This is a genomic window from Pseudogemmobacter blasticus (genome assembly GCF_003071405.1).
Classification (GTDB): Bacteria; Pseudomonadota; Alphaproteobacteria; order Rhodobacterales; family Rhodobacteraceae; genus Pseudogemmobacter; species Pseudogemmobacter blasticus.
Genome location: NZ_CP020470.1, coordinates 2359712 through 2384392 on the forward strand (window position 1 = coordinate 2359712; position 24681 = coordinate 2384392).

General features: G+C 63.7%; 21 protein-coding genes and 1 other RNA gene. 15 read left to right on the forward strand and 7 right to left on the reverse strand.

All coding sequences use genetic code 11. The annotated features are described in order from the left end of the window. Nucleotides 1-20 precede the first annotated feature (20 nt). The 3 genes from B6K69_RS11475 to B6K69_RS11485 all read right to left on the reverse strand — a co-directional run bounded on the left by B6K69_RS11475 (nt 21) and on the right by B6K69_RS11485 (nt 2824). Nucleotides 21-395 (reverse strand): hypothetical protein, encoded by a 375-nt coding sequence (locus tag B6K69_RS11475; protein ID WP_123876559.1) that lies wholly within the window; start codon nt 393-395, stop codon nt 21-23. A 115-nt stretch (nt 396-510) separates the two neighbouring features. Beyond that, nucleotides 511-1899: a sulfotransferase family 2 domain-containing protein gene (locus tag B6K69_RS11480; protein WP_108643877.1), complete on the reverse strand. Its 1389-nt coding sequence runs from the start codon at nt 1897-1899 to the stop codon at nt 511-513. Between the two features lie 73 nt (nt 1900-1972). Then, the gene (locus tag B6K69_RS11485; RefSeq protein WP_108643878.1) at nt 1973-2824 is read right to left on the reverse strand and encodes a sulfotransferase domain-containing protein; all 852 of its coding nucleotides are present in this window, start codon (nt 2822-2824) and stop codon (nt 1973-1975) included. A gap of 316 nt (nt 2825-3140) precedes the next feature. Here B6K69_RS11485 and ffs point away from each other — a divergent pair. From ffs to B6K69_RS18410, 9 genes are all read left to right on the forward strand, one after another. After that, nucleotides 3141-3237, forward strand: an RNA gene (gene ffs, locus B6K69_RS11490) — signal recognition particle sRNA small type. 132 nt (nt 3238-3369) lie between these two features. Beyond that, the gene (gene rsgA, locus B6K69_RS11495) at nt 3370-4392 is read left to right on the forward strand and encodes a ribosome small subunit-dependent GTPase A (protein WP_108643879.1); all 1023 of its coding nucleotides are present in this window, start codon (nt 3370-3372) and stop codon (nt 4390-4392) included. 81 nt (nt 4393-4473) lie between these two features. Further along, nucleotides 4474-6240 carry a DNA polymerase III subunit gamma/tau gene (locus tag B6K69_RS11500; RefSeq protein WP_108643880.1) on the forward strand — a complete coding sequence of 589 codons (1767 nt, stop codon included), beginning with the start codon at nt 4474-4476 and terminating at the stop codon, nt 6238-6240. Beyond that, nucleotides 6237-6710 carry a GNAT family N-acetyltransferase gene (locus B6K69_RS11505; protein ID WP_108643881.1) on the forward strand — a complete coding sequence of 158 codons (474 nt, stop codon included), beginning with the start codon at nt 6237-6239 and terminating at the stop codon, nt 6708-6710. The genes B6K69_RS11500 and B6K69_RS11505 overlap by 4 nt, the downstream gene beginning before the upstream one ends. Before the next feature lie 64 nt (nt 6711-6774). Beyond that, nucleotides 6775-7119: a YbaB/EbfC family nucleoid-associated protein gene (locus B6K69_RS11510; protein ID WP_108643882.1), complete on the forward strand. Its 345-nt coding sequence runs from the start codon at nt 6775-6777 to the stop codon at nt 7117-7119. Between the two features lie 7 nt (nt 7120-7126). After that, nucleotides 7127-7723: a recombination mediator RecR gene (gene recR / locus B6K69_RS11515; RefSeq protein ID WP_108643883.1), complete on the forward strand. Its 597-nt coding sequence runs from the start codon at nt 7127-7129 to the stop codon at nt 7721-7723. Nucleotides 7724-7809: 86 nt separating this feature from the next. Next, entirely contained in the window at nt 7810-8736 is a 927-nt protein-coding gene (gene accD / locus B6K69_RS11520) for an acetyl-CoA carboxylase, carboxyltransferase subunit beta (RefSeq protein WP_108643884.1), read from the forward strand. Next, nucleotides 8733-10010 (forward strand): bifunctional folylpolyglutamate synthase/dihydrofolate synthase, encoded by a 1278-nt coding sequence (locus B6K69_RS11525; protein ID WP_108643885.1) that lies wholly within the window; start codon nt 8733-8735, stop codon nt 10008-10010. Before accD ends, B6K69_RS11525 begins: the two co-directional genes overlap by 4 nt. A gap of 711 nt (nt 10011-10721) precedes the next feature. Then, on the forward strand, nt 10722-13466 hold the full coding sequence (locus tag B6K69_RS18410; RefSeq protein ID WP_228156720.1) for a Hint domain-containing protein: 2745 nt from the start codon (nt 10722-10724) through the stop codon (nt 13464-13466). Nucleotides 13467-13611: 145 nt separating this feature from the next. Here B6K69_RS18410 and tnpC read toward each other — a convergent pair whose 3' ends face one another. From tnpC to B6K69_RS11550, 4 genes are all read right to left on the reverse strand, one after another. Continuing rightward, nucleotides 13612-15201: an IS66 family transposase gene (tnpC, locus tag B6K69_RS11535; RefSeq protein ID WP_108643886.1), complete on the reverse strand. Its 1590-nt coding sequence runs from the start codon at nt 15199-15201 to the stop codon at nt 13612-13614. A gap of 85 nt (nt 15202-15286) precedes the next feature. Then, nucleotides 15287-15631 (reverse strand): IS66 family insertion sequence element accessory protein TnpB, encoded by a 345-nt coding sequence (tnpB, locus tag B6K69_RS11540; protein WP_108643887.1) that lies wholly within the window; start codon nt 15629-15631, stop codon nt 15287-15289. Then, nucleotides 15628-15951: a transposase gene (locus tag B6K69_RS11545; RefSeq protein ID WP_164681946.1), complete on the reverse strand. Its 324-nt coding sequence runs from the start codon at nt 15949-15951 to the stop codon at nt 15628-15630. Before B6K69_RS11545 ends, tnpB begins: the two co-directional genes overlap by 4 nt. A 329-nt stretch (nt 15952-16280) precedes the next feature. Further along, complete coding sequence (locus B6K69_RS11550) at nt 16281-18170, reverse strand: class I SAM-dependent methyltransferase (RefSeq protein ID WP_108643889.1); 1890 nt, start codon at nt 18168-18170, stop codon at nt 16281-16283. Between the two features lie 356 nt (nt 18171-18526). Between B6K69_RS11550 and leuC the strand changes: the two genes are divergently transcribed. The 6 genes from leuC (at nt 18527) to leuB (ending at nt 24672) form a co-directional block, all read left to right on the forward strand. Continuing rightward, entirely contained in the window at nt 18527-19945 is a 1419-nt protein-coding gene (gene leuC / locus B6K69_RS11555) for a 3-isopropylmalate dehydratase large subunit (protein ID WP_108643890.1), read from the forward strand. Between the two features lie 17 nt (nt 19946-19962). Then, nucleotides 19963-20478 carry an HdeD family acid-resistance protein gene (locus B6K69_RS11560; protein WP_108643891.1) on the forward strand — a complete coding sequence of 172 codons (516 nt, stop codon included), beginning with the start codon at nt 19963-19965 and terminating at the stop codon, nt 20476-20478. A gap of 13 nt (nt 20479-20491) precedes the next feature. Beyond that, the gene (gene leuD / locus B6K69_RS11565) at nt 20492-21097 is read left to right on the forward strand and encodes a 3-isopropylmalate dehydratase small subunit (protein ID WP_107671539.1); all 606 of its coding nucleotides are present in this window, start codon (nt 20492-20494) and stop codon (nt 21095-21097) included. 416 nt (nt 21098-21513) lie between these two features. After that, nucleotides 21514-22332 carry a hypothetical protein gene (locus B6K69_RS11570; protein WP_107671538.1) on the forward strand — a complete coding sequence of 273 codons (819 nt, stop codon included), beginning with the start codon at nt 21514-21516 and terminating at the stop codon, nt 22330-22332. Further along, nucleotides 22215-23381 (forward strand): endonuclease/exonuclease/phosphatase family protein, encoded by a 1167-nt coding sequence (locus tag B6K69_RS11575; RefSeq protein ID WP_108643892.1) that lies wholly within the window; start codon nt 22215-22217, stop codon nt 23379-23381. Before B6K69_RS11570 ends, B6K69_RS11575 begins: the two co-directional genes overlap by 118 nt. A 184-nt stretch (nt 23382-23565) precedes the next feature. Further along, complete coding sequence (leuB, locus tag B6K69_RS11580) at nt 23566-24672, forward strand: 3-isopropylmalate dehydrogenase (protein ID WP_108643893.1); 1107 nt, start codon at nt 23566-23568, stop codon at nt 24670-24672. Nucleotides 24673-24681: the final 9 nt, after the last annotated feature.

Sequence of the window (24681 nt, forward strand, 5' to 3'; positions counted from 1 at the left end):
CGAACTTCGCCCGGCGCCTGTCAAAGATCGCCGTCCGATGCCTGCGGCGCGTCGTCGGCGAATTCGGGGAAACCGTGGTTGGCGATGGACTCGGTTCCGTCAACAATTGCGACCAGAAGCTCGGCCTGACGCAAGGCGGCTGCAAGCGCCATGTCGAATCGCAACCCCTGCGCGGCGCCGGCCTGCAGCCGGCTGGCCTTGGCATCGTCTGACAGCCGCGACCACCGATCATCGGCTTCAAGCAGCGACAGCAGCAGGGGGATCAGATCCCTTATGCGGCCTTCCAGCGTTTCCGGCAGCCCAACACCGGCACCAAAATTCAGCTTTACCGTGCGATCGCGCACTTCGACTGATACATCCGACGGACTGTTCACAAACACCTCACGCACCCTCACACGCTGGACACGGGGCCCGCCGGGGTGGCAGCCGGGCCGAAATCCTGCATGGCAACCTTCCAACAAGTCCAAGGTCCACGCATCAAAAATCTGACGCTCTACATGGGCATCCGCATCACGGGGCCCGCTGCCCAAGCAGTTTGGCAATCTCCCGGATCATATCTTCGGACGCGGCTGTCGGGGCGGGCTTGTCCTGACGTTCGATCATCCGGCGCCAGACGGTGTTGAACTCCAGCAATTTGGCAACGATCTCGGCCACGAAAGGCGCGGCAATCCCGCCGGTATCCAGCGTTCGTGCACATCGGGCCAGAAGGTTGTCGATCATGTCACCATTGCTGACCCAGAAGGTGATCATGCCATCGAAAAGCGGCCCCCCCCGTCCGAACTGGATCTCGGGTTTGCCTGGAAGGTTCGGCTGGAACAGTCGCCGTTCGGACTCTGCAAGTTTGACGGTATTGGCCAGGAGCGACCCGGCCATTGCCGTGGCCCGCACTTCGGCATTGTCTGACACGTCCATGAACGTATCGCAGACCGAGGTCAGCCAGCGAATGTTCAGCTCGCCCGCAAGGGCAGCTCCGTGTTCGGTCACGATCCGGTGAAAGATCTTCCGGGCGGCAGCATCGTCCATGTCGCGCCGCAGAACGACGATCACGCAGGCCAGCAGATGGGCCAGCCGTGGCCGGCCATGAAACTCGGGCTCAAGCTGGTTGAAATGTTCGGTCAGGTCACGGGCGCGCCCGGCCCAGGTCTTGCCGGGTCCGGCCGTCACCGTCTCGACCAGGAAGCAGGACAGGTCTGCATTCGGATCGGGCAGCCGGTCGCGCGCGGCCACGGTCTTTCCCTTCAGATGAAACCGCAGCGTTGGCCAAGGGTCTTCGGATAGGGGTTCAAGCGCTTCGGGCACGGTGTCGGTCGGGAAGGCATAGCCCAGTTGTTCGAAATCGCGCTGGTAATTGTGGGCGATCCGCTCCAGATCCCGCGGTGTCAGGTCGCTTTGCCGCAGTTTCCTGTCCTCGCCACGGCTGGCCCCGACATGAGGAAGCTGGATCGACATCCCAAGCTCATCACAGAACTTCCTGAACTCCTCGTCCAGATTTTCAAACCGCAACAGCGTGTCGGCGTGCTGAATACAGTTGAACGGGTGGGTCTGCGGCAGGAGATGGTGCTTGAGGTTGGCAAGTTCGTTGCTGACGCGACGGTCAAACGGGATCGCAGGATCTTCAAGCACATCCAGCGCCTGTTCGGCAGTAAGGTCGGGCAGTTGCCCCGTAGCGTAATAGCCTTCAATATCGGTACGCCCGAAGCGGAACATGTTGATGGTCGACAGGAACCGCGACACCGGATTGCGTGTCACCGCAAGGCTTCGAACCTTCGGCCAGTCATGCGGAATATACCCGCCGGCCCAGTCCTGACGGTTCCTGAGCGCCGCGCGGATCGAGGTGCCCCCGGTCTTGTGGATATGAATGAAGATAAGATCGGGCTGTCGATACAGGAAATTTGTCATGGCAACCTTCGCTTGGGACAAAGAGGGTGCAAGCGGTGCTCCTTGTCTTGCTGAATGGATCGAGTAACCGGCATCATCCTTGCCCGCCCCTACTGGCCGGCGCGGACGTGGCGTGAACGAAGTCTGCGCTGAACCGCGTCTTCAGGAAGGCAACCTGATCGGCCAGCATGTCTGCCAACGTGTCACGAATGTGCTGCGGCACCTCAACCGTTGGCCCGCGATAGATCTTTTCCTCGGATCGCGGATAGTCGGCTGCGGGCAGACCGCAGAAGGATTCGACACGCCGCAGGAACCCGATTGGGTCTGTCGCGATCATGCCATAGGGCAGGAAAAGAAAGTTCTCCTGCGGGAACACGCTTTCCCATCGTGGAATATGGCTAAGGTAATTGCCCCGATCCCGAAGATCGGGGTGGTCAAGGAATTCGGCCCAATCCTCGGGGGCTTCGGGCACTCTCTTGCGGCGGCCCATGTACATTCGCATCTGTGACAGCGCGCGGTCCACCGGATCGCGGATGATGTAGATCATCTTCAGATCAGGACCAAGCACGTCGCGGACGAACTCCACACCTTCCGGCGGAAGCGAGGAATACTCTGGGGTGATGTCAATGCCGACCCGGGATTTGGGGCAGGGCTTGAAGACCTGCCGATACCATCTGCGCGTCAGCAGCGGCGGTTCGGAAATCGTTTCCAGATACGCCAGCATGTCAGTGTCTTCGGCCAGCGCGGCGTTTTCCCGGGCAATGCGCAGGCCCCGCTTCACATGCCCACCCGTCCAGCGGCGGTGATCCGCGATGAACTTGTGATCGAAGAAATGCAGTTCCTTGAACGGTGGCAGCCAGGCGCCCGGATTGGACTTCAGGTTTTCGTGCAGCCACGATGTCCCGGCCTTTTGCGCGCCAATACCCAGGACATTCGGTAAAACCATGATACTCGCCAACATACGGAAACAGCCCCGAATGTGAGGCTCCGCCTAATATGCGATGGATCAAAGACGGTGCAAGAGATATTGACCGCCCGCATATTGCCGTGACCGCGCGGAATTCAGGCCGCAGGAATCTGGAACACCGTCTGTCGCAAGTGTCGACATGTTCCGAATTTGCCGTGTAACCTGTTGAAATCACGCCCTGCGATCAGTGTCTTGTCCGGCCCATGTTCCAAAGGCCCGGCGGGTGCGCCCTGATCCGGCCAACAGCCCCCGACCGTTCTTGCGAATCCCGGCTCGCCCGCCTATATCAGCGGACGAGAGGTTGGCGCGGGCGAGCGCCTCGCCAACCCGGTCAGGTCCGGAAGGAAGCAGCCGTAACGAGACCCGCTTGGGTCGCTGTCCAGCCTCTCACCTTGGTTCACTCTGGCTGAAAAGGGGATGTGTATGCCGATTGCCGTCACCCTCGGGGCTGTGCCCCGCGCCTGATCGCGTGTGCCTGCCGCTGGCGGCCCACGCTCCCTGCGTGATTGCCAGAGGACAGAACCTTGTCTTTCCATTCTCTTGCCGGCCTTGGATGGTCGGCCCGTTTTGCCCGTCAACTGACGGGTGATGAAACTCCGGCGCGCATCAGCGCCATCCACCGCGATCGGATTGAGGCGCTTTCACCCCAAGGTCCGCTGACCCTGCGCTGCGCCGACACAGGCCTGTTGGCCGTGGGCGATTGGGTCGTACATGACGGCGCCCGCGTCACCCGCTGCCTGGACCGCGCCACCGCCGTTCATCGCCGCGCCGCGGGCCAGCCCGCGCACGACCAGTTGATCGCGGCCAATGTCGATACGCTGGCCATCGTCACCAGTTGCAACGCCGATTTCAACGCTGCACGGCTTGAGCGGTATCTGGCCGTGGCGCTGGCCGCGGGGGCGCTGCCGCTGGTGGTGTTGACCAAAGCCGATCTGGTGCCTGATGCCGAAAGCTGGCGTCGGCAGGCGGAACGCCTGTCGCCGCTGCTGACCGCTCTGGCGGTGGATGCCACCGATCCCGAGGACGTGGCCCGTCTGGCGCCCTGGTGCCGTGACGGGCAGACGCTGGCGCTGGTGGGGTCCAGTGGCGTGGGCAAGACCACGCTGCAGAACGCCCTGACCGGCGATGCGGCGGCGACGCAAGGCATCCGTGAAGATGATGCGAAAGGGCGGCACACCACCACCGCCCGCGCGCTGCGGCCCACCCGCTTTGGCGGCTGGCTGATCGACACGCCCGGTATGCGCGAACTGGGGCTGGCGGGTGCGGCCGAGGGCATTGACACGTTGTTCGAGGACGTGGCCGATCTGGCCGCCCGCTGCCGCTTTGCCGATTGCCGGCACGAGGCCGAGCCGGGCTGCGCGGTGCAGGCGGCCCTTGCCGAAGGCCGGCTGGACCCGGGCCGGCTGGCCCGCTGGGAAAAGCTGAAGCGCGAGGATCGTCACAACAGCGAATCCCTGCACCAGGCGCATGACCGGCAGCGGCGCACCGACCGGCTGTATGACCAGGGGCGGGCGCGGTCGGCGGCCAAGCGTCGGGGGTGGGACTGACAAGACCGGGCGAAGGTCTGCCTTGGCGGTGGACCTTCGCCCCCCCGCGCCCTAGTCTGGCGCCGAGTCACGAGAGGCCCCATGACCGACGCCGCAGACACCGCCCAAGGGCAAGCCTATCAGGTTTTGGCCCGCAAATACCGGCCCGAGACCTTTGCCGATCTGGTTGGCCAGGAGGCTATGGTGCGCACCCTGAAGAACGCCTTCGCAGCCGACCGGATTGCGCAGGCCTTCATCATGACGGGCATTCGCGGCACGGGCAAAACCACCACGGCGCGGATCATTGCCAAGGGGCTGAACTGCATTGGACCCGATGGCAAGGGCGGCCCCACCACCGAACCCTGCGGCCAGTGCGAACCCTGCCGCGCCATTGCCGAAGGCCGGCACGTCGATGTGATGGAGATGGACGCCGCCAGCCGCACCGGCGTGGGCGACATCCGCGAGATCATCGACAGTGTGCACTACCGGGCCGCCAGCGCCCGCTACAAGATCTATATCATCGACGAAGTTCACATGCTGTCGACCAGCGCCTTCAACGCGCTGCTGAAGACGCTTGAGGAACCCCCCGCACATGTGAAGTTCATCTTCGCCACCACCGAAATCCGCAAGGTGCCGGTCACGGTGCTGTCGCGCTGCCAGCGGTTCGACCTGCGCCGGATCGAGCCCGAGGTGATGATCGCGCTGCTGCGCCGGATCGCCGGGGCCGAAGGCGCACAGATCAGCGACGAGGCGCTGGCGCTGATCACCCGCGCTGCCGAAGGGTCTGCCCGTGATGCGACCAGCCTGCTGGACCAGGCGATCAGCCATGGCGCGGGCGAAACCACGGCCGAACAGGTGCGCGCCATGCTGGGTCTGGCCGACCGGGGCCGCACGCTGGACCTGTTCGATCTGGTGATGAAGGGCGATGCGGCGGCGGCCCTGTCGGAACTGTCGGGGCAATATGCCGCCGGGGCCGACCCGATGGTCGTGCTGCGCGATCTGGCCGAGATCACCCATTGGATCAGCGTGATCAAGATCACCCCCGAAGCGGCGGATGATCCGACGGTGCCGCCCGACGAACGGTCGCGCGGGCTGGACATGGCATCGCGGCTGCCGATGCGGGCCCTGAGCCGGATGTGGCAGATGCTGCTGAAGGCGATCGAAGAGGTGGGGCTGGCCCCGAATGCCATGATGGCCGCCGAAATGGCGGTGATCCGGCTGACGCATGTGGCTGATCTGCCCGATCCCGAGACGCTGGTGAAGAAACTGACCGACGGGCCGCGCCCGCCTTCGGGCGGGGCGCCTGCGGGCGGCGGAGGAGGGGGCGGCGGCACTGTCCATGCGCCGATGATGCGGGCGCCCATGGCGCCGGCCCGCGGGCCGACCATGACCGCAGTCGCGCCGGCGCTGGCGGTCGGGCAGGAGGTGGTTTGCGCCACGTTCGAGGCCGTGGTCGACCTGATCCGCGAAAAGCGCGACATGACCCTGCTGGTCGAGGTTGAGGATGGCGTGCGGCTGGTGCGCTATTGCCCCGGCCGGATCGAGTTTGAACCGGCCCCGGGCGCCCGCCCTGACCTTGCCGCGCGGCTGAGCCAGCGGTTGCAAGCCTGGACCGGCAGCCGCTGGGGCGTGTCGGTGGTGGCGTCGGGCGGGGCGCCGACGCTGGCCGAACAGCGCGACCGTGACCGGATCGCTGCCCGCGCCGAGGCGATGGAAAATCCGCTGGTGCAGGCGGTTCTGGCCGCGTTCCCCGAGGCAAAGATCACCGAGATCCGCACGCCCGAGGCGCTGGCCGCCCGCGCCGCCGAAGAGGCGCTTCCCGAAGCCGAGCCCGAAGTGGACGACGACTGGGACCCGTTCGAGGAATGACCGCCGTGGCAATCCGCCGCGCCGGCCCGGACGATGCGGCGGCGGTGGCCGCGCTGAATGCCCATGTGCAGGGCTGGCACGCCGCGCACTACCCCGAAGCGTTCTTTCCGCAGCCCGATCCGGCGGCGCTCACGGCGCATTTCGCGGGCCGGCTGTCCGAACCGGGCGTGACCTGCCTGCTGGCCGGTGATCCGGCTGCCGGTTATGCGCTGTGTTCGCTGCAAGAGCGCGGTCTTTCGGTGTTTTCCCCGCCGGTTCGGCGGCTGATGATCGAGCATGTCGCCGTTGCGCCGCAAGTCCGGCGGCGGGGCATCGGTGCGGCGCTGCTGGCCGAGGCGCGGGCTTTGGCCTGCGCGCTTGGGGTGGACGAGATCCTGCTCGACACCTGGGAGGGCAACCACGCGGCACATGCCTTCTTTGAAGCGCAAGGCTTTGCCCTTCGCCGGATGCTTTACCGCGCAACGCCCTGAGCTGTGCTTGCGCGCGCGGGCGCGGAACCGTATCTCAGGAGAAACCCCAGGCTGGAGGAAGCACATGTTCAAGGGTCTTGGCGCATTGGGCGATATGGCGGGCATGATGAAAAAGGCCCAGGAAATGCAGACCCGCATGGCCGAGTTGCAGGATGCCATGGCCCGCACCGTGGTGCTGGGCGAAGCGGGGGGCGGTCTGGTCAAGGCGCGTGTCACCGCCAAGGGCGAAGTGACCGGGCTGGACATCGACCCGTCGATCCTGCTCGCCTCGGAAAAGGAAGTGGTCGAAGACCTGATCGTTGCGGCGATCAAGGATGGTCAGGCCCGTGGCGCGGCGAAGAACGCCGAGGAAATGTGCAAGATGACCGAAAGCCTGGGTCTGCCGACCGACATGAAACTGCCGTTCTGAGACCGGCATGGCAGACGACGCCGGGATCGAGGGTCTGATCGAACTGATGTCCCGGCTGCCGGGTCTTGGCCCCCGGTCTGCCCGGCGGGCGGTGCTGATGCTGTTGAAGAAACGGGGGCAGTTGATGGCCCCCCTGGCGCAGGCCATGGCGCAGGTGGCGCTGACCGCGAAAGATTGCCACATCTGCGGCAATATCGGCACCGCGGACCTGTGCCCGATCTGCGCCGACCCGGCCCGCGCCAATGGCGAGGTTTGCGTGGTGGAGGACGTGGCCGACCTCTGGGCGCTGGAGCGGGCAGGTGTGTTCCGCGGGCGCTATCACGTTCTGGGCGGCCTTCTGTCGGCGCTGGATGCCGTGGGCCCCGAGGAACTGGGAATACCCCGGCTGGCTCGCCGCGTGGCGGATGACGGCGTCCGCGAGGTGATTCTGGCGCTGAACGCCACCGTCGATGGCCAGACGACGGCGCATTACATCGCCGATGCGCTGGCCCCGACCGGGGTGCAGCTTTCGTCGCTGGCGCAGGGTGTGCCGGTGGGCGGCGAGCTGGATTATCTGGATGACGGCACCCTTGGCGCGGCGCTGCGCGCCCGTCGGCGGGTCTGACACCACCCGCCGGGCTGCGGATTGCAATCGCCGCCCCCTCGGCTTATTTCCTTGGCACCTGCGCGACCGACCCCGGAAGGACCGGCATGAACTGGATCACGAACTACGTCCGCCCGAAGATCAATTCGCTCTTCTCGCGGCGCGAAGTGCCCGAGAACCTTTGGACCAAGTGCCCTGAATGTGGAACGATGCTGTTCCACCGGGAACTGGCGGCCAATCTCAACGTCTGTTCGGCCTGTGACCACCACATGACGATGGGCGCGCGCGAACGCATGATGTCGCTGTTCGACGGCGGCATCTTCTCGGAAATCAAGGTGCCGGACCCTGTGGTCGATCCGCTGGGGTTCCGTGACCAGAAGAAATATTCGGACCGGATGAAGGCCGCGCAAAAGGCCAGCGGCGCCAAGGATGCCATGCTGGTGGCCGAGGGCGAGATCGCCCGCACCCCGGTGGTGGCCGCCGTGCAGGATTTCAGCTTCATGGCCGGGTCGATGGGCATGTATGTCGGCAATGCCATCATTGCCGCCGCCGAACATGCGGTAAAGACCAAGAAGCCGCTGGTGCTGTTTTCGGCCAGCGGTGGCGCGCGGATGCAGGAAGGCATGTTGTCGCTGATGCAGATGCCCCGCACCACGGTGGCGGTGCAACTGCTGAAAGAGGCGGGTCTGCCCTATATCATGGTGCTGACCCATCCGACGACGGGCGGGGTGACGGCCAGCTATGCCATGCTGGGCGACATCCAGATTGCCGAACCGAATGCGCAGATCGGCTTTGCCGGGGCGCGGGTGATCGAACAGACCATCCGCGAAAAGCTGCCCGAAGGGTTCCAGCGCGCGGAATACCTGCTGGATCACGGAATGCTGGACCGGGTGGTTCACCGCAAGAACCTGCGGGAAGAGCTGGCGACGATGATCCGGATGCTGATGTCGCTGCCGCCGCCGATCAAGGGCGATCTGGCCCCACCGCCCCCGCCGCCCGAACCCGAACCCACTCCGGCGGAGAGCGAAGGGTGACCTTGCCACAGGGCTCGGACGCCATTCTTGAACGGTTGATGACCCTGCATCCCAAGGTCATCGACCTGACGCTGGACCGGGTGCATCGCCTGCTGGCGGCGCTGGATCACCCCGAACGCCGCTTGCCGCCGGTGATTCACATCGCGGGCACCAATGGCAAGGGCAGCACGCAGGCGATGATCCGCGCCGGGCTTGAGGCCGGCGGCGACCGTGTTCACGCCTATACCTCGCCGCATCTGGCGCGGTTCCACGAACGCATCCGGCTGGCGGGCGAGCTGATCAGCGAATCCGCGCTGACGGCGCTGCTGGATGAATGTGCTGCCGCCAATGGCGGCGAAGGCATCACCTTCTTCGAGATCACCACCTGCGCGGCGTTCCTGGCCTTTGCCCGGACGCCGGCGAAATGGACCCTGCTTGAGGTGGGGCTTGGTGGGCGGCTGGATGCGACGAATGTGGTCGACAAACCTGCGCTGACCATCATCACCCCGGTGTCGATCGACCATCAGCAATATCTGGGTGAAACCCTGCCCGAGATTGCCGGCGAAAAGGCTGGCATCCTGAAACGCGGCGTGCCCTGTGTGGTGGGCCCGCAGGCGCCCGAGGGGCTGGCCGTGATCGAGGCCAAGGCCGCCCGTCTGGGTGTGCCACTGTTCGCGCATGGCCAGCACTGGCAGGCGTGGGAAGAACGCGGTCGCCTGATCTATCAGGATGAGAACGGCCTGCTTGACCTGCCGCTGCCCAATCTGCCGGGGCCGCACCAGATTCAGAACGCCGGCGCGGCGGTGGCCGCGCTGCGGTTGCTTGGCCGGGATGAGGCCGCCTGCGAAGCCGCCGTCAGCCGCGCCGTCTGGCCCGCCCGGATGCAGCGCCTGCGCCGGGGGCCGCTGGTCGATCTGGCGCCGCAGGTGGAACTGTGGCTGGACGGCGGGCACAACCCCGCCGGAGGAGAGGCCGTCGCCGCCACCCTGGCCCGGATGCCTGCACGCCCGACGTGGCTGATATGCGGGATGCTGAACACCAAGGACGTGCGCGGCTACATGCGACCGCTGTCGCCGCATGTTACCCGGCTATACGCCGTGTCGATCCCGGGCGAGGCGAACACGCTGCCGGCCGAAACCACCCGCGATGCCGCCCGCGACGCCGGCATGGCGGCCGAAGCCGCCCCCTCGGTTGCGGCGGCGCTGGCGGCCATTGCGGCAGAGCAGCCCGACGCCCGCGTCCTGATCTGCGGCTCGCTGTATCTGGCCGGGCAGGTGCTCAAGGAAAACGGCTGATCCAGGTCTTGACCCCGGACGGGAGCCTGCCTTGTCCGCGCCGGCGACCTGTCATTTCAGAATGACAGGGTTTATCTATGGCCAAATGCTTGCAGATTCCCGGAAAGGCTGACCCTCCCGCCTTTCATTTTGGGCCTGCGAGGGTGTTTTCCGTTCCAAAATACAACATTTCGCGCACCCCCAATTGTTGGCGCCAGTCGCAAAGAACATCTTGTGACAATCGCGCCAATATGCCGATATTTTTGTGAAATTTCAGTCGACGCACGGCCGGTCTTTGGCAAAGCTTTATCCACGGCGCGAAGTTTGTGGAGTATCGAGGGAGCCGCCTTAGCGCAGCCGGTATTTGTGAATCGTTGGCCTGTGGTGGTTTATGGTAGTTGGTAATCTTGCGGCACGCCTCACACCCGCGGGTCCTGCCCTATTTTCCCCGCACACGGTTCGATCTGCAGCACCAGATCAAACCGTGTGCGCACAGGTCATGGCCCCAGGCCGGCGTTCAGGGCATCACTCCTGCCCGGTTTGGGCCGGTTGCCACATCCGGCCGGTTGACCTTCACACAATTGATGTTTCGTCGCCTCTCGGCTTGGCCTGTCGTGCTTTCCCGCCAGGCCTGTCGGTGATGCCAAACCGCCCTGACGCCGCCGCATAGCAGCGCCCTGAGCCCGTCTGCGAACAACCAGAAAACCGAATAGCTAGAAAGTGAGCCTCTTGATGGCGATCTATACTGTTGTGTCGACAATAACCGGTCCGGATCAGATCGTTCAGGGAACCATCGTTGTCGAAGAGGGCTCGACCTATATCATTGATCCTGGCGTGTCGGCACCGATCAGTTTTGTAGCCCCCGCAGGCAGCCCCGGCACCGTGAGCTACACGATCGCGATCCAGAGCCAGAATCTGGCGGCTGGTAGCGGGTCGGGTTCCTATCCGATCACGTTGGGGGATTCGACTTCGCCTACGGTGGTGGTAGGGCCAAACCTCGATGCCACGACCTACCCATTTGTCAGCGACGGGGTCGATGGCGTTCATTACCAGATTGCCGAAGCCTCCACGGTTGCCGACCTGCCGCTTGGTGATGGGGACAACGGTCAGCACAACATCATTCAGATTGCCAATAGCGTGTTTGTCACAGGAGATATCTCTCCGGGCAATGGCGACACGGAACTTGATGTTGGCGATTACGTCAATTTCCTTGAGGTCGTCGACTTCGGATCGGGGCAGTTGACTGGCACGTTCGGTGCGGGTGCCAGTTTCCGCCTCGGGCTGGTGGCAAGCGGCGCTGGCGACAAGATCATCACCTTCGGCCCGGAGGTGGAGTTCCAGGGCGCGGGACTTGTGCTGGACGTACCGCCGGGCGGCGGCCTTGCTGATGTCACCTTCACCTCGGATTCGGTATCCACCGGCGATGTCGTGCGGATCGTGGCAGACAATGTCACGGTGGATTTCGGCTCGCAGGTCTCATTCGGCTCTGATCTGGAAATCGGTCGGGCTGGGGGCGCGACCAGCGTGATCGGTGCGGACTTCGTCAATTTCGCGCTGTCAGCCGAATTCTATGGAGATCAGCTGAGTATATCTCTTGGAGATTATCATAGTGTCGGTGGGAATTTCATTATTGATGGAGGTAACGTAGATCTTTCATTGGGAAATTATGGATACTTCGCTGGTGGAGGCGGAGCCTATGCCGGTGTATTCGATCTGAATGCCGATCAGCTCTTGATGAGTGTCGGCGCCGAATCCACCTTTGCGGGACCTGTTTCGATCAACAGCACGACCAGCAACATCACGATCGGGAACACAGTGATGTTCCAGTCGCCGGTCGAAATTTTCGGCGATAATATCAACGTCAACATGATTTCTGAAGCGCAATTCGATCAGAATCTACAGATCGGGACTGTCGATTCAAGTAATGTCACGCTGAATATCGGGATCGAAACTTTCGTTGGCGGAAATCTGCTTGTTCTGGGCGATGTTGTTGATGTCGTGACGGACACCTATTTTTCTTGTGCCGGCGACGTAACGTTTGGTCAGGACGGCGGACAGACGACCGTGACGGTCGGCGATGGCTTCAAGACCGAAAGTTCCGTGCATGTTCTGGGCGAAACGGTCGAGTTCACCGCCTTGGGTTTTATGGAAGCGGCGCAGACCGGGCAGTTTGGTACAGCCACAACCCTGCAATCAACCGTCACGATCGGAGCGGGAAGCGCTTTCAACAGTCTGGATGTCAGCGGCGAAACGATGAGCTTCGTCGGTGGAAATAACTTGATGGTCTACACCAATGCCAATTTCGGGCATGTGAACGGAACCAGCAATGTTCTGCTCGGGGACAACACACATATCTATCAGGATGCTACATTTGGTGCGTCAGGCCAGAATGCGATCGTGACAATAGGCAACGGTGCGAAGATTGACGGAACCGTCAACCTTGGAAGCACTGCGGGCTGCAACATAGATTTTTCTGCCGGGAACGGGTTCATATTCGGCACAATTCTTGCGGCAGACGAAAGCACGACCTTGAACCTTGGCTACGGTTGGGAATCTACGGGTGGCCTGATCTCACTTGGCCAAGGGGATGACTCGGCGACACTTGTTGTCATCGCCGATATGGGCCCTGTGAATGGCGTTGATCTGCTGGGAGGAGAGAATGCCGGCGATCTGGATACCCTTCAACTCACCTTCGAAAACGATGCGGCCCTGCAGGATTTTGTAGCTGCGGCTCTGGCGGCGGGGTGGACGCAGAATCCCGACGGTTCGCTGAATCCGCAGGATGCGGCCGGCAACAACCTGCCGCTAAGCTGGAGTAATCTTTATATCTCTGAGTGGGAGTCGGTCCAGGTAAGCGTGATCTGTTTCGCGTCCGGAACAGCCATCAAGACCCGGGCAGGAGAGACGCCTGTCGAGAAGCTGCGCCCCGGATCGGCTGTTCTGACGCTTGATGACGGTTATCAGGTGATCCGATGGATCGGGTCGCGTCGGCTGTCGGCCGAGGAGCTTGAGACCTATCCGCATTTGCGCCCGATCCGGATTCGCGCCGGGGCATTGGGCATCAATCAGCCTGAGCAAGATCTGATGGTCTCCCCTCAGCACCGGATCTTTGTTCGGTCAAAAGTGGCGGAGCGAATGTTCGGCGCCGAAGAGGTTCTGGTGGCAGCCAAGTCCCTTCTGACGATCGATGGGGTCGAGGTTGTTGAGGAGGCTGCGGCGGTGACATACTGGCACTTTCTTTTCGACAAGCATCAGGTGGTCTATGCAAACGGTGCGGCGTCCGAGAGCCTTTTCACGGGACCTGAGGCATTGAAATCGGTTACGCCCGAGGCTCGGTCTGAGATCCTCGCGATCTTCCCTTCGCTTCAGGGCGAAACAGCGGGCAATCCGCTACCCGCCCGCCCGCTTGTCCCCGGCCGTCTGGCGCGCCGTCTGGCCGAGCGTGTCTCGAGAAATGGCAGATGCCTGGTCGCGTAGTGCTTCCTTTTGGGGGCGGTCGCGATTGCCGGCGGAGAAGGTAAAACGGCGCTTCAAGGTGCTAGCATCGGTTGCCGCCCGATAGCTTTAACTTGCTATCGGGTGCGGTAACCTATTCCAACCGTAAGCGGGAAGCTGAGGCCGTTCAGGTCCGGTAGTTCCAGGGCATGAGGGCGTCTATTTCGGCGCTCGGCCATTGTTTGGCGATGCGCTCGAGGGTCTGGGCCAGCCAGGCAGTTGGATCGACGTTGTTCATCCTGCATGTCTGCAGAAGGGTGGCGATGGTGGCCCATGTGCGGCCACCGCCGTCCGATCCGGCGAAGAGGCTGTTCTTGCGGGTGATGGTCTGTGGCCTGATGGCGCGCTCGACGATGTTGGAGTCGAGCTCGATCAGGCCGTCGGTCAGGAAGCGCTCGAGGATGTCGCGCCGGGCGATGGCGTAGCGGATGGCCTCGGCCAGCTTCGACTTGCCCGATATGCGTGGCAGGGTCTGCTGCCAGAGAGTGAACAGCTCGGCGACGATGGGGGCCGAGATGGCCTGCCGCGCGGCCGCACGCGCTGCCGGGCTTTGGCCGCGCACCTCGGCCTCGAGCTTCCAGAGTTCGGCCATGCGCTCGACCGTGGTGGTGGCGACTTGGCTGTCCCCGGCGGTATGGAGTTCATAGAAGCGCCGCCGGCTATGGGCCCAGCATCCAGCGAGGCGTGGGCCGTCATTGCCTCCGTCCTTGCGGACGAGCTGGTTGTAGGCGGCATAGCCGTCGACCTGAAGGATGCCGCCATAGCAGCCGAGATGTCGACGAACACATTGGCCGGATCGGCTGTCCTCGAAGCGATAGGCCACCATGGGCGGCCCGCTGCCGTCGAAGGTGCTGTCGTCACGGGCATAGGCCCAGAGCCAGGCCTTCTTCACCGCGCCTGTGCCGGGCGCGAGGGTCGGAAGGCTGGTCTCATCGGCGAAGACGCGCGGGCCCTTCAGGATTTCACCCAGCACATGCGCGGCGAGGATCTCCAGCTCAAACCCGACCCGGCCCATCCACTGCGCCATCAGCCTCCGGTCGATCTCCACTCCGTCGCGGGCATAGATCCCCTCCTGCCGGAACAGCGGCAGGCCGTCTGCATATTTGGAGACCGCGATCTGGGCCAGGAGTGCCTCGGTTGGCAGGCCGCTTTCGATGATATGGGCCGGAGCAAGCGCCTGGATGACGCCATCCGCGTCCTTGAATGCGTATTTCGGGCGGCGGGTCACGATGACACGGAACCTGGCCGGGATGACATCCAGCCGCTCCGAGACGTCTTCGCCGATCAGCACCTTCTCTCGGCCCGCGTGTTCCGGCCGGACCTGGGGCTCGATCACCACCTCCACCCGCTCGAGATGGGGCGGAAAGCCCTTGCGCGGCCGAGGCGCCCGCATCTCGCCCGAGGCCCGGCCTTTGCCAACCTGCGCCCGTAGGGCGGCAATGCCGGTCTCGATCTCCTCGAAGACGAAGGATTGCTGTGCCTCCTCGTCAGCACTGAGCGCAGGGGCGCCCAGCTTCTCTGAGCGCCGCCCGAACCGGGCGCGATCATAGGCCTTCAGGATCTGCATCAGCCGCTTGATCCGCGCGTCGGCATCGAGACCGCGTGCCTTCAGAGCCGCATTCTCATCCTCCAGCGCCGATGTCTTCTCCGCCATGGCGCGGACCATGGCCTTGAGCAGGTCCATGTCGTCCGGAAGGGAAAGATCATCGGTCCGCATACCGCAAAGGATAGCACATCCCGCTTGGGCATGCCTCGGCTGATCGACATTCCGGGCCGGGGTGATTCACTTTGCAGCTGGCCGATTAGCCAGCAAATACAGGGGCTTTCACCGCCGCGGGCCGCACCCGTTTCCAGTCCAGCCCCTCAAGCAGCGCCGCGAGCTGGGCGTGGTTGAGCTGCACCCGGACAGGCCCGATCCGCGGCCAGCAGAACGAGGACTTCTCCAGCCGCTTCGCAAACAGGCACACCCCGCTGCCATCCCACCAGACGATCTTCACCCGGTCTGCCCGCTTCGCCCGGAACAGGTAAAGCGCGCCGCTGAACGGATCGTGGCCTCCATCGCGCACTAGCGACAGCAGGCTGTCCGGGCCCTTGCGGAAGTCCACGGGCTGGCTCGCCAGATAGACCTTCACGCCCGACGGCATCATGTCGCGCGCACCGCACTCAGGATCCGGCGCAGCGCAGCATCGCTGACGTCGGCACCGACGCGGATCAACACCTCACCGACCACGATCTCCACCATGGGTATTGGCGTGCCCGCCGAGATGTCCGCGTCCTGCTTCTTGAGAAAGGCCTTGCGCCAGCCGAACAACTGCGGCGGCGAAATCCCTAGGCGGTGGGCAAGCGCAGAAACGTTCACGCCCGGCTCCAGCGCCGCCGCGACCGCTTGCGCCTTGAAATCATCCGACCACCGGCGGCGCTCCCCGACCGGTGCTCCGTCAAAACGCTCAATGACAGCCTCGACCAACTGTAAGCTACCAGTCGCAGGCATAGGCGTAGAACTAGTCGTAGACATGGAACCTCGGCGTCAGACCAACGCCAACAGCCTATCCCAGACCAGCCACGCCGCTAACCCACGGGGTCTCCTTGTCGCTTACTTCCAACATACGGCTTGGTTGCTCCGACCGTCGGAAGCCCGACGTTCATGCGGCCCACATATGGCTGTGCAAACAGAACCTGTTAGGCCGTGCCCATCAGCCCGGTGGCCACGACTGACCGAGCCTTCCGCCCGCGATAGACGGCGGGCCGTATTCAGCTTCTGATTCACCGCTTGCCAAACGCGTATCAGCGCGACCCTCAGGGGTGGGATGCGCGTGCCTTGCGAACATAGTCCAGCATCGCTAGCAACTCATCGTTGTTGGGTGTTACATCCACTGCCCGCGCTGCATAGCGCTCTGCCTCGGCCCATTTGCCAACCTGGGTCAGCATTTTTGCGTAGCGCGCCTGAAGTGGCGGGCGCTGATCCCGTGGCGTTCTTGCGGCGGCTTCGCGCGCGAAGGGCAGAGCTGCTTCAATATCACCCTTTGCGACAAGCAGCTTGGACATCAACTGGTTCAGCACACGATGAGAGGGCGTCTTGGCAAGACCCTCCTTCAGAACGCGCATCGCGTCCTCCTGCTGACGTTCGGCGATCAGATGGCGCGCCATGCCCGCCGAAAAGCCCGGGTCGGCGGGATAGTTCGCCAGCGCCTTTGTCAGTAAAGCGCCGACACGGGCCTGGTCGCGCTCACGCTGAGCCCGTGTAATGGCGTGTTCAAAGTAACGCCGCGCGGTTGCCCCCATCGCGCTCAGCTTTTCTTCGAGGGCAAGGGTGTCTTCAGGTCTTCCGAAGCGGCTTTCGATCTGCAGAAGATGAACCAGCCCACCTTCGACATCACTGTTGGCCAGAACCGCACGGATATTGGCCAAGGCCTCGGCTGCCTGCGGGTTCCGGTCGTCATAGCCGAAATTCGACGGCCAATCATTGGGCGCCTTGACGAACAGAAGCGCGTCCGGCGTCCGCTCGATGGTATGAATCTGGGTCGCAAGTTCATCAACGGCAACATCGGGGAAATGCACGCGCATCTCACGATGGTCGACCTCGACAAACCGCCGTTGGGCAAACTGCATGATCAGGCTGTCGGCAGCCAGATCGCGGGCAGGATTGGTTGCGCTGACCACCAGAACACCGCCATCGGCGCGCAGGGCGCCGATCTGCGATCTGAGGATTTCCTCACTGACCTTGGTTTGGCGACTTGAACCGCTGCTTTTCTTGCCCGGCTTTGGGCTGTCCAGTTGGGCGACGATCAGATCCAGCTCCGCCAGCTTGCCTTGCCCCCAGTCGGCAGACCAGTCCGACTGGACGATTTCAACATCTCGCCCCGCAAAGGGTGCGGGCAGTTTGGCCCCGCCGACCAGCGCCACCTTGACGGGGCGATCAACAATCCCTTCGCCGGCCCGCAACAAATGGGGGCTGACGTCAAGTTCGCGCTTGGCGCCCGAAGCCAGGGACTTGTGAATGACGATCATGTTGTGAAACCGCTCGATCGAGGCGATTTCATCGAAAATCCCGTCGCGTGCGCCGCTGAGCTGGGTCATCGCCTGGGCGAAAAGTCCAACGCTGTTCGGCTGGGTCAGTTCCAGCGATCCGCCGAAGCGCGGGAAGAAGGAGGTTTGCACATCTTCGATCAGATAGATGCCGCCAGGAACCAGGCCGGGGAACAGCAGCCGGAACGTCTCGACCACATGTTCGTTCCGATGGCTGCCATCATCAAGGATTACATCGAAAGGCCCCCGCGCCGCCTCGACGCTGGCCAGAAACTCGGCGTCGACCTGGCTGCCCTGCACGATATGGACGCGCGGGCCAAGGGGCAGCGTCTTCTTCTGGATGTCCAGTCCCGTCACCTGCGCCAGAGGAAAGAAGTCCCGCCAGACGGCCAGGGATTCGCCCCCGCGATCTTCATCGCTGTAGCCGCCAACCCCGATTTCCAGCAGGCGCAGCGGCCGGTCGCGAAGATGCTTCAGCACCCGAAAGTAGTTGGGTGTGTAGTCATGATAGCCATATTTGTCTGTGCCGTTGATGATGGCCGCAGTTGTCAGGGGGTCTATCCCACGGGCTTGGGCCGTCATTTCAGAGGCAGACTTGCCAGCAACGGAAGTGTCGGACACCTGGCTGAACCTTTCGACGAAATTGAACACCTGAGCCATATTCTATAGCCCCGCATCTTGGATACAGGAACCTGCATCCGTGTGCCGCCTCATAGTGGGTTGCGTTGCGTCACGGTGCCGTGATCGTGATTGTCCGCCCGAACGGACCGGGAAACCACAAGCCCGACACCGGGGCAGGGGGATGACTCCCAGCTTGATCGCCAAGAGAATAAGGCGTATCTCCCCGGCTCATGATGCGTTTTTTCGACATGGCTGACCGCGCGCGCCTGCCCTGGCGCTTTGCCCGTGAAACCCGGTCGATCTCGGCCCGGCTTTCCTGACGGTGCCGCCGCCCGCGCGGGCGGCCTGCTTCCGCGCACAGCATTCCCAAGCCTTTCCAGCCAAGGATTCCGGCCATGTCCGCTCCCCGCACGCTTTACGACAAGATCTGGGACGACCACGTCGTCCACACGTCCGAAGACGGCACCTGCATTCTCTATATCGACCGTCATCTGGTGCATGAAGTCACCAGCCCGCAGGCCTTTGAAGGGCTGCGGATGACCGGGCGCAAGGTGCGCGCGCCGGAAAAGACCATCGCTGTGCCGGACCACAACGTCCCCACCACGCTGGACCGCGCAAATGCCGCGACCATGACCGAGGACAGCCGCATCCAGGTTGAGGCGCTGGACAATAACGCCAAGGATTTCGGGATCAACTACTATCCGGTGTCGGACGTTCGTCAGGGCATCGTCCATATCGTTGGCCCCGAACAGGGCTGGACGCTGCCGGGCATGACCGTGGTCTGCGGTGACAGCCATACCGCCACCCATGGTGCCTTTGGCAGCCTGGCGCATGGCATCGGCACGTCCGAGGTTGAACACGTTCTGGCGACGCAGACGCTGATCCAGAAGAAATCGAAGAACATGAAGGTGGAGATCACCGGCAGCCTGCGCCCCGGCGTCACCGCCAAGGACATCACCCTGTCGGTCATCGGTGAAACCGGCACTGCCGGCGGCACCGGCTATGTCATCGAATATTGCGGGCAGGCGATCCGCGAACTGTCGATGGAAGGCCGGATGACCGTCTGCAACATGGCCATCGAAGGCGGCGCCCGCGCCGGCCTGATAGCGCCGGACGAAAAGACCTTCGCCTATGTCATGGGCCGCCCCCATGCGCCGAAGGGCGCCAAGTGGGAAGCCGCGCTGGCCTATTGGAAGACGCTTTACACCGATGAAGGCGCGCATTTCGACAAGGTTGTCACCATCAGGGGCGAAGACATCGCCCCGGTCGTCACCTGGGGCACCAGCCCCGAAGACGTGCTGCCGATCACCGGCACCGTGCCTTCGCCGTCTGACTTCAGTGGTGGCAAGGTTGAAGCCGTGCAGCGCAGCCTTGATTACATGGGTCTGACGGCCGGCCAGAAGCTGACCGACATCAAGATCGACACCGTCTTCATCGGTTCCTGCACGAATGGCCGGATCGAAGACCTGCGTGCCGCCGCTGCCATCCTGAAGGGCAAGAAGATCGCGGTGAAACGCGCCATGGTCGTTCCCGGTTCGGGCCTTGTCCGGGCGCAGGCGGAAGAGGAAGGTCTGGCCCAGATCTTCATCGACGCCGGCTTTGAATGGCGTCTGGCGGGTTGCTCGATGTGCCTTGCCATGAACCCTGACCAGTTGGCGCCCGGCGAACGCTGCGCCGCGACCAGCAACCGCAACTTCGAGGGCCGTCAGGGCCGCGGCGGGCGCACGCACCTGCTGTCGCCAGCCATGGCGGCGGCGGCGGCGATCACCGGGCATCTGACGGATGTGCGCGAGTTGATGGGCGAAAACGCCTGAACAAAGGAACGCAGACCATGAAACCCTCGACCCTCCTCCTGCTTCTGGGCGCGTTCTTTGCGCTTGGTGGTCTGGCCGCCCTGGCCAACCCCTTTGCGGCCTCGCTGACCGTTGCCACGCTGGTGGGGGCCGTGTTCCTGATCGGCGGCGTGTTGCAGCTTTGGATCGCCTTCAGCGATCCGACCCTGCCGCACCGCCTGTGGAACGGGGTGGTCGGGGCTTTGGGGCTGCTTGCCGGCTTCTTCCTGCTGGCAAATCCGCTGCAGGGCGTGCTGTCGCTGACCCTGCTGCTGGCGGTCCTGTTCCTGCTGACGGGCGCCGCCCGGATCATCGGTGCCTTCACCCTGCGCGGCAGCCAGTTCTTCTGGCTGCTGCTTCTGTCAGGGGCGGCCTCGGCCCTGCTGGGCGCGCTGATCCTGATCTGGTTTCCCGAAGCGGCCAGCAGCCTGCTGGGCCTGCTTCTGGGCTTCGAACTCATTGCCGAGGGTGCCGCGCTGATCGTGCTGGGCATCGCGGCCCGCAATCGTTCCTGAGGAGGGAACACCCATGGAAAAGTTCACCACGCTGACCGGCATCGCGGCGCCCATGCCGCTGGTCAATATCGACACCGACATGATCATCCCCAAGCAGTTCCTGAAGACCATCAAGCGGTCGGGCCTTGGGGTGAACCTGTTCGACGAGATGCGCTATACGCAGGACGGCAAGGAAATCCCGGATTTCGTGCTGAACAAGCCGCAATACCGCAAGTCGCAGATCATCGTCGCGGGCGACAACTTCGGCTGCGGTTCGTCGCGCGAACATGCACCCTGGGCGCTGCTTGATTTCGGCATCCGCTGCGTGATCTCGACCAGCTTTGCCGACATCTTCTACAACAACTGCTTCAAGAACGGCATCCTGCCGGTGGTGCTGCCGCCCGCAGCCGTCGAGACGCTGATGAAAGACGCCGAGAAGGGTGAGAACGCCCGGATCACCGTCGATCTGGAGGCGCAGACCGTTACCTCGTCCGATGGCCAGTCCTTTGCCTTCGAGGTGGATGCCTTCAAGAAGCACTGCCTGCTGAACGGGCTGGATGACATTGGCCTGACCATGGAAAAGGCCGCCGCGATCGACACGTTCGAGGCCCGCGCCGCCACCGCCCGCCCCTGGATCTGACGAATCTGCCGCCAGCCCCATGCGTATGGCGGGGCTGGCGGTAGCCCGGGAAACCGGCCTTTGGCCAGGGCGCCCGATTCCCGTCTGGTGGGCAATTCGCCTGCCAACCCGCCGGGAACCCGGGATGTCCTGCAGATGCGACGGGTTCTCGTCTTGCGCCTGAAAATCCTTCACACACAACATATTGCGCGCGCCAGCTCTCTTGCTGCGTGTTTGATGCAATCCTGCTACACCCGTCTTTCTGAAATTCCGAAAACCTTGTCCGTTTCTCGCGGAACAGTTGCGGCGCCCCCCGGAACGCGCCACAAATCGGACATAATTGCGGCTTGCGGCCCGCGGTTGCGCGGGCGCACAGCGAACTGAAAGCGCGGTTTCCTTTGGCAATGGCCGGATTACAGCGAACGGCAGTTTCCCGGATGACAGGCGCCCTTGCCCGCGCCTTTCTGGTGATGGTTCTTGTCGCCACGCCCTCGGTCATCCTGCCGGGCGTTGGTGCCGACACCAAGCAGATGGTGGCGCTGGTCGCATTGTTCGGCGCGGCGTTGACCTTTGCGGAATACAACGCCACCTATCCCAGCCTTGTCGAGTTTCGTGACGCCCCGCCGTTCAACCGCGTGCGGTATGCGATGCTGCTGGTGATCGTGTTTTCGCTGTCCGCTATCCTGGCCGCCAGCGAATCGTCCTCGCCCTTCACCCGGCTGTTCGAAGCCATCGGAATCCTTGTCGGCCACGCGATGGACATTCCCTATTCGCCGGTGCGTCTGGCCACACTGATGATGGCCGACAGCGCCTCGCCCATGCAGGTTCTCATGGTGCGCACTGCCGCCGGCACCGCCTATGTGCTGTCGCTGCTGTCGCTGGCCTTTTTCGTGATCATTCTCAAGCTGAAGGGCTGGCCCTATACGCATCAGGCCTTCAACGTCTGGATCAACCTTCCGACATTCGAGCCAACCGCCGGTGGCGATATTGTTGACCGGCTTGAACGGGACGCCCGCATCAACCTGACCCTGGGCTTCCTGCTGCCGTTCCTGATTCCTGCGCTGGTTCGTGTTGCCTCGTCCGGGTTCGAACCGCTGACGTTCACCTCTCCGCAAACGCTGGTCTGGACAATGGCAGCATGGGCCTTTCTTCCCGCAAGCCTTCTGATGCGCGGCATTGCCATGGCGCGGGTCGCGCGCATGATCCGCAGCAAGCGCGACGCCAAACTTGCCTCGGCACCGCTGGCCGCAGCCTGATTGCCGCCGCCGCGCTGCTTCTGTCGGCGCTGTCCTGCGCGGCTGAAACCCTGCGCATCGCCACATGGAATGTTGAACTTGACCGGGCCGGTCCCGGCCTTCTGGCCGAGGCGCTGCTCAAGGGCCGCGATCCGCAGGCCGAGGCGGTGCTGCGTGTGCTGGCCGCGCTGGATGCCGATGTCATTCTGCTGACCTCGGTCGATTATGACCGCAACCTTGCGGCGCTGTCGCTGATGGCAGACCGGCTGGCCACGCTTGGCGCACCCTACCCGCACCGTTTTGCCCTGCGGCCCAACACCGGATGGCAGACCGGTATCGACCTTGATGGCGATGGCCGCGCCGGCGGGCCGGGCGATGCGCAGGGCTGGGGGCAATTCTCGGGGCAGGGCGGCATGGCCATCCTGTCGCGTCTGCCGATTGAAGCCGAATCCGTGCGCGATTTTTCGGCCTTCCTCTGGGCCGACCTGCCCGGCGCCCTGTTGCCCGATGGCATGGGAGAGGAGACCCGCCGCCTGCAACGCCTGTCCTCGACCGGGCATTGGGAGGTGCCGCTGCGTCTGGCGTCTGGCGGGCGGCTGCGGCTTCTGGCCTTTCACGCCACCCCGCCGGTCTTTGACGGGCCGGAAGATCGCAACGGGCGCCGCAACCATGATGAGGCCGCCTTCTGGCTGCACCTGCTGAACGGCGACCTGCCGTTTCCGCCGCCCGCCGCGCCCTTCGTCCTGCTGGGCGACAGCAACCTTGACCCTGCCGATGGCGACGGCCGGCCGCAGGCGATCCGCGCCCTGCTGGCCCATCCGGCCCTGCAAGATCCGCAGCCAAAGGGCCGATCAGGCCATGCCGATCCGGGCCATTCGGGCGACCCGGTTCTGGATACCGCCGTGTTCCCGCAGACCGGCGGCCTGCGCGTTGATCTGGTGCTGCCCTCGGCCGGGGTGACGGTCACAGCCGCCGGTGTGCTCTGGCCGCCAGAGGACGACCCGCTGATGCCGGACCTTCTGGCGGCATCCCGCCATTTCCCGGTCTGGGTCGAGATTGCGGTGCCCTGACCGGCCCGCGCCATGTTGGGCGGGATCTGCGGATCGAAAGCAGTGCCCTGAAAATGCGTGTATTTTGCATGTCTCGCCGTGAGGCCCCCCCTTTCGGCCCCCCCACCGCCCCGCTTGACCCCGCGCGCCCCTTCAGCTAGCCCCGCCGCAACCCCTTTTCATTCTGTTGCGGAGCGCCCGAACCATGGCCAATCCCTCGATCCTGATCCTTGCCGGCGACGGCATCGGCCCTGAAGTCATGGCCGAGGTGAAGAAGATCATCGGCTGGATGGGTGACAAGCGGGGCATCCGCTTCGACGTGTCGGAAGATCTGGTTGGCGGCTGCGCCTATGATGCCCACGGCACCCCGCTGACCGATGCCACCATGGCCAAGGCGCAGGCGGCGGATGCGGTTCTGCTGGGCGCGGTTGGCGGCCCGAAATACGACAAGCTCGACTTCTCGGTGAAGCCGGAGCGCGGCCTGCTGCGCCTGCGCAAGGAGATGGACCTTTATTCCAACCTTCGACCGGCCCAATGCTTTGACGCGCTGGCCGATTTCTCCAGCCTCAAGCGTGATGTGGTGGCCGGCCTTGACATCGTCATCGTCCGTGAACTGACCAGCGGCGTTTACTTCGGCGAACCCCGCGGCATCTTCAAGGAAGGCAACGAGCGCGTGGGGATCAACACCCAGCGTTACACCGAAAGCGAGATCGCCCGCGTCGCCCGGTCGGCTTTTGAGCTGGCCCGCAAGCGCAACAACAAGGTCTGCTCGATGGAGAAGGCCAATGTGATGGAATCGGGCATTCTGTGGCGCGACGTGGTGCAGGAAATCCACGACCGCGAATATCCCGATGTCGAACTGTCGCATATGTATGCCGACAACGGTGCGATGCAGCTTGTCCGCTGGCCCAAGCAGTTCGACGTGATCGTGACCGACAACCTGTTCGGTGACGTGCTGTCGGATTGCGCCGCGATGCTGACCGGCAGCCTGGGTATGCTGCCCTCGGCCAGCCTGGGGGCGCCCATGGCGAACGGCCGCCCGAAGGCGCTGTATGAACCCGTCCATGGCAGCGCGCCCGACATTGCCGGGCAGGGCAAGGCCAACCCGATTGCCTGTATCCTCAGCTTTGCCATGGCGCTGCGCTACAGCTTCGACCTGGGTCAGGAAGCGACCCGTGTCGAGAAGGCGGTCGAGAAGGTGCTGGCCGACGGCGTTCGCACCGCCGATCTGATGGGCCCGAAAGGGGGCACCCCGGTCTCGACCACGCAGATGGGCGATGCCGTTCTTGCGGCGCTGGAGGCCAGTCTCTGAAAACCGGCG

Excerpts from the sequence above, each read along its gene's own strand:
- accD (WP_108643884.1), top strand. The coding sequence starts at position 7,810 with ATGAACTGGATCACGAACTACGTCCGCCCGAAGATCAATTCGCTCTTC.
- B6K69_RS18410 (WP_228156720.1), top strand. The coding sequence starts at position 10,722 with ATGGCGATCTATACTGTTGTGTCGACAATAACCGGTCCGGATCAGATC.
- B6K69_RS11485 (WP_108643878.1), bottom strand. The coding sequence starts at position 2,824 with ATGGTTTTACCGAATGTCCTGGGTATTGGCGCGCAAAAGGCCGGGACA.
- B6K69_RS11505 (WP_108643881.1), top strand. The coding sequence starts at position 6,237 with ATGACCGCCGTGGCAATCCGCCGCGCCGGCCCGGACGATGCGGCGGCG.
- leuB (WP_108643893.1), top strand. The coding sequence starts at position 23,566 with ATGGCCAATCCCTCGATCCTGATCCTTGCCGGCGACGGCATCGGCCCT.
- B6K69_RS11550 (WP_108643889.1), bottom strand. The coding sequence starts at position 18,170 with ATGGCTCAGGTGTTCAATTTCGTCGAAAGGTTCAGCCAGGTGTCCGAC.
- B6K69_RS11575 (WP_108643892.1), top strand. The coding sequence starts at position 22,215 with ATGGGCCTTTCTTCCCGCAAGCCTTCTGATGCGCGGCATTGCCATGGC.
- tnpB (WP_108643887.1), bottom strand. The coding sequence starts at position 15,631 with ATGATGCCGTCGGGCGTGAAGGTCTATCTGGCGAGCCAGCCCGTGGAC.
- B6K69_RS11500 (WP_108643880.1), top strand. The coding sequence starts at position 4,474 with ATGACCGACGCCGCAGACACCGCCCAAGGGCAAGCCTATCAGGTTTTG.
- B6K69_RS11560 (WP_108643891.1), top strand. The coding sequence starts at position 19,963 with ATGAAACCCTCGACCCTCCTCCTGCTTCTGGGCGCGTTCTTTGCGCTT.
- tnpC (WP_108643886.1), bottom strand. The coding sequence starts at position 15,201 with ATGCGGACCGATGATCTTTCCCTTCCGGACGACATGGACCTGCTCAAG.
- leuD (WP_107671539.1), top strand. The coding sequence starts at position 20,492 with ATGGAAAAGTTCACCACGCTGACCGGCATCGCGGCGCCCATGCCGCTG.
- B6K69_RS11510 (WP_108643882.1), top strand. The coding sequence starts at position 6,775 with ATGTTCAAGGGTCTTGGCGCATTGGGCGATATGGCGGGCATGATGAAA.
- B6K69_RS11480 (WP_108643877.1), bottom strand. The coding sequence starts at position 1,899 with ATGACAAATTTCCTGTATCGACAGCCCGATCTTATCTTCATTCATATC.
- recR (WP_108643883.1), top strand. The coding sequence starts at position 7,127 with ATGGCAGACGACGCCGGGATCGAGGGTCTGATCGAACTGATGTCCCGG.
- B6K69_RS11570 (WP_107671538.1), top strand. The coding sequence starts at position 21,514 with ATGACAGGCGCCCTTGCCCGCGCCTTTCTGGTGATGGTTCTTGTCGCC.
- leuC (WP_108643890.1), top strand. The coding sequence starts at position 18,527 with ATGTCCGCTCCCCGCACGCTTTACGACAAGATCTGGGACGACCACGTC.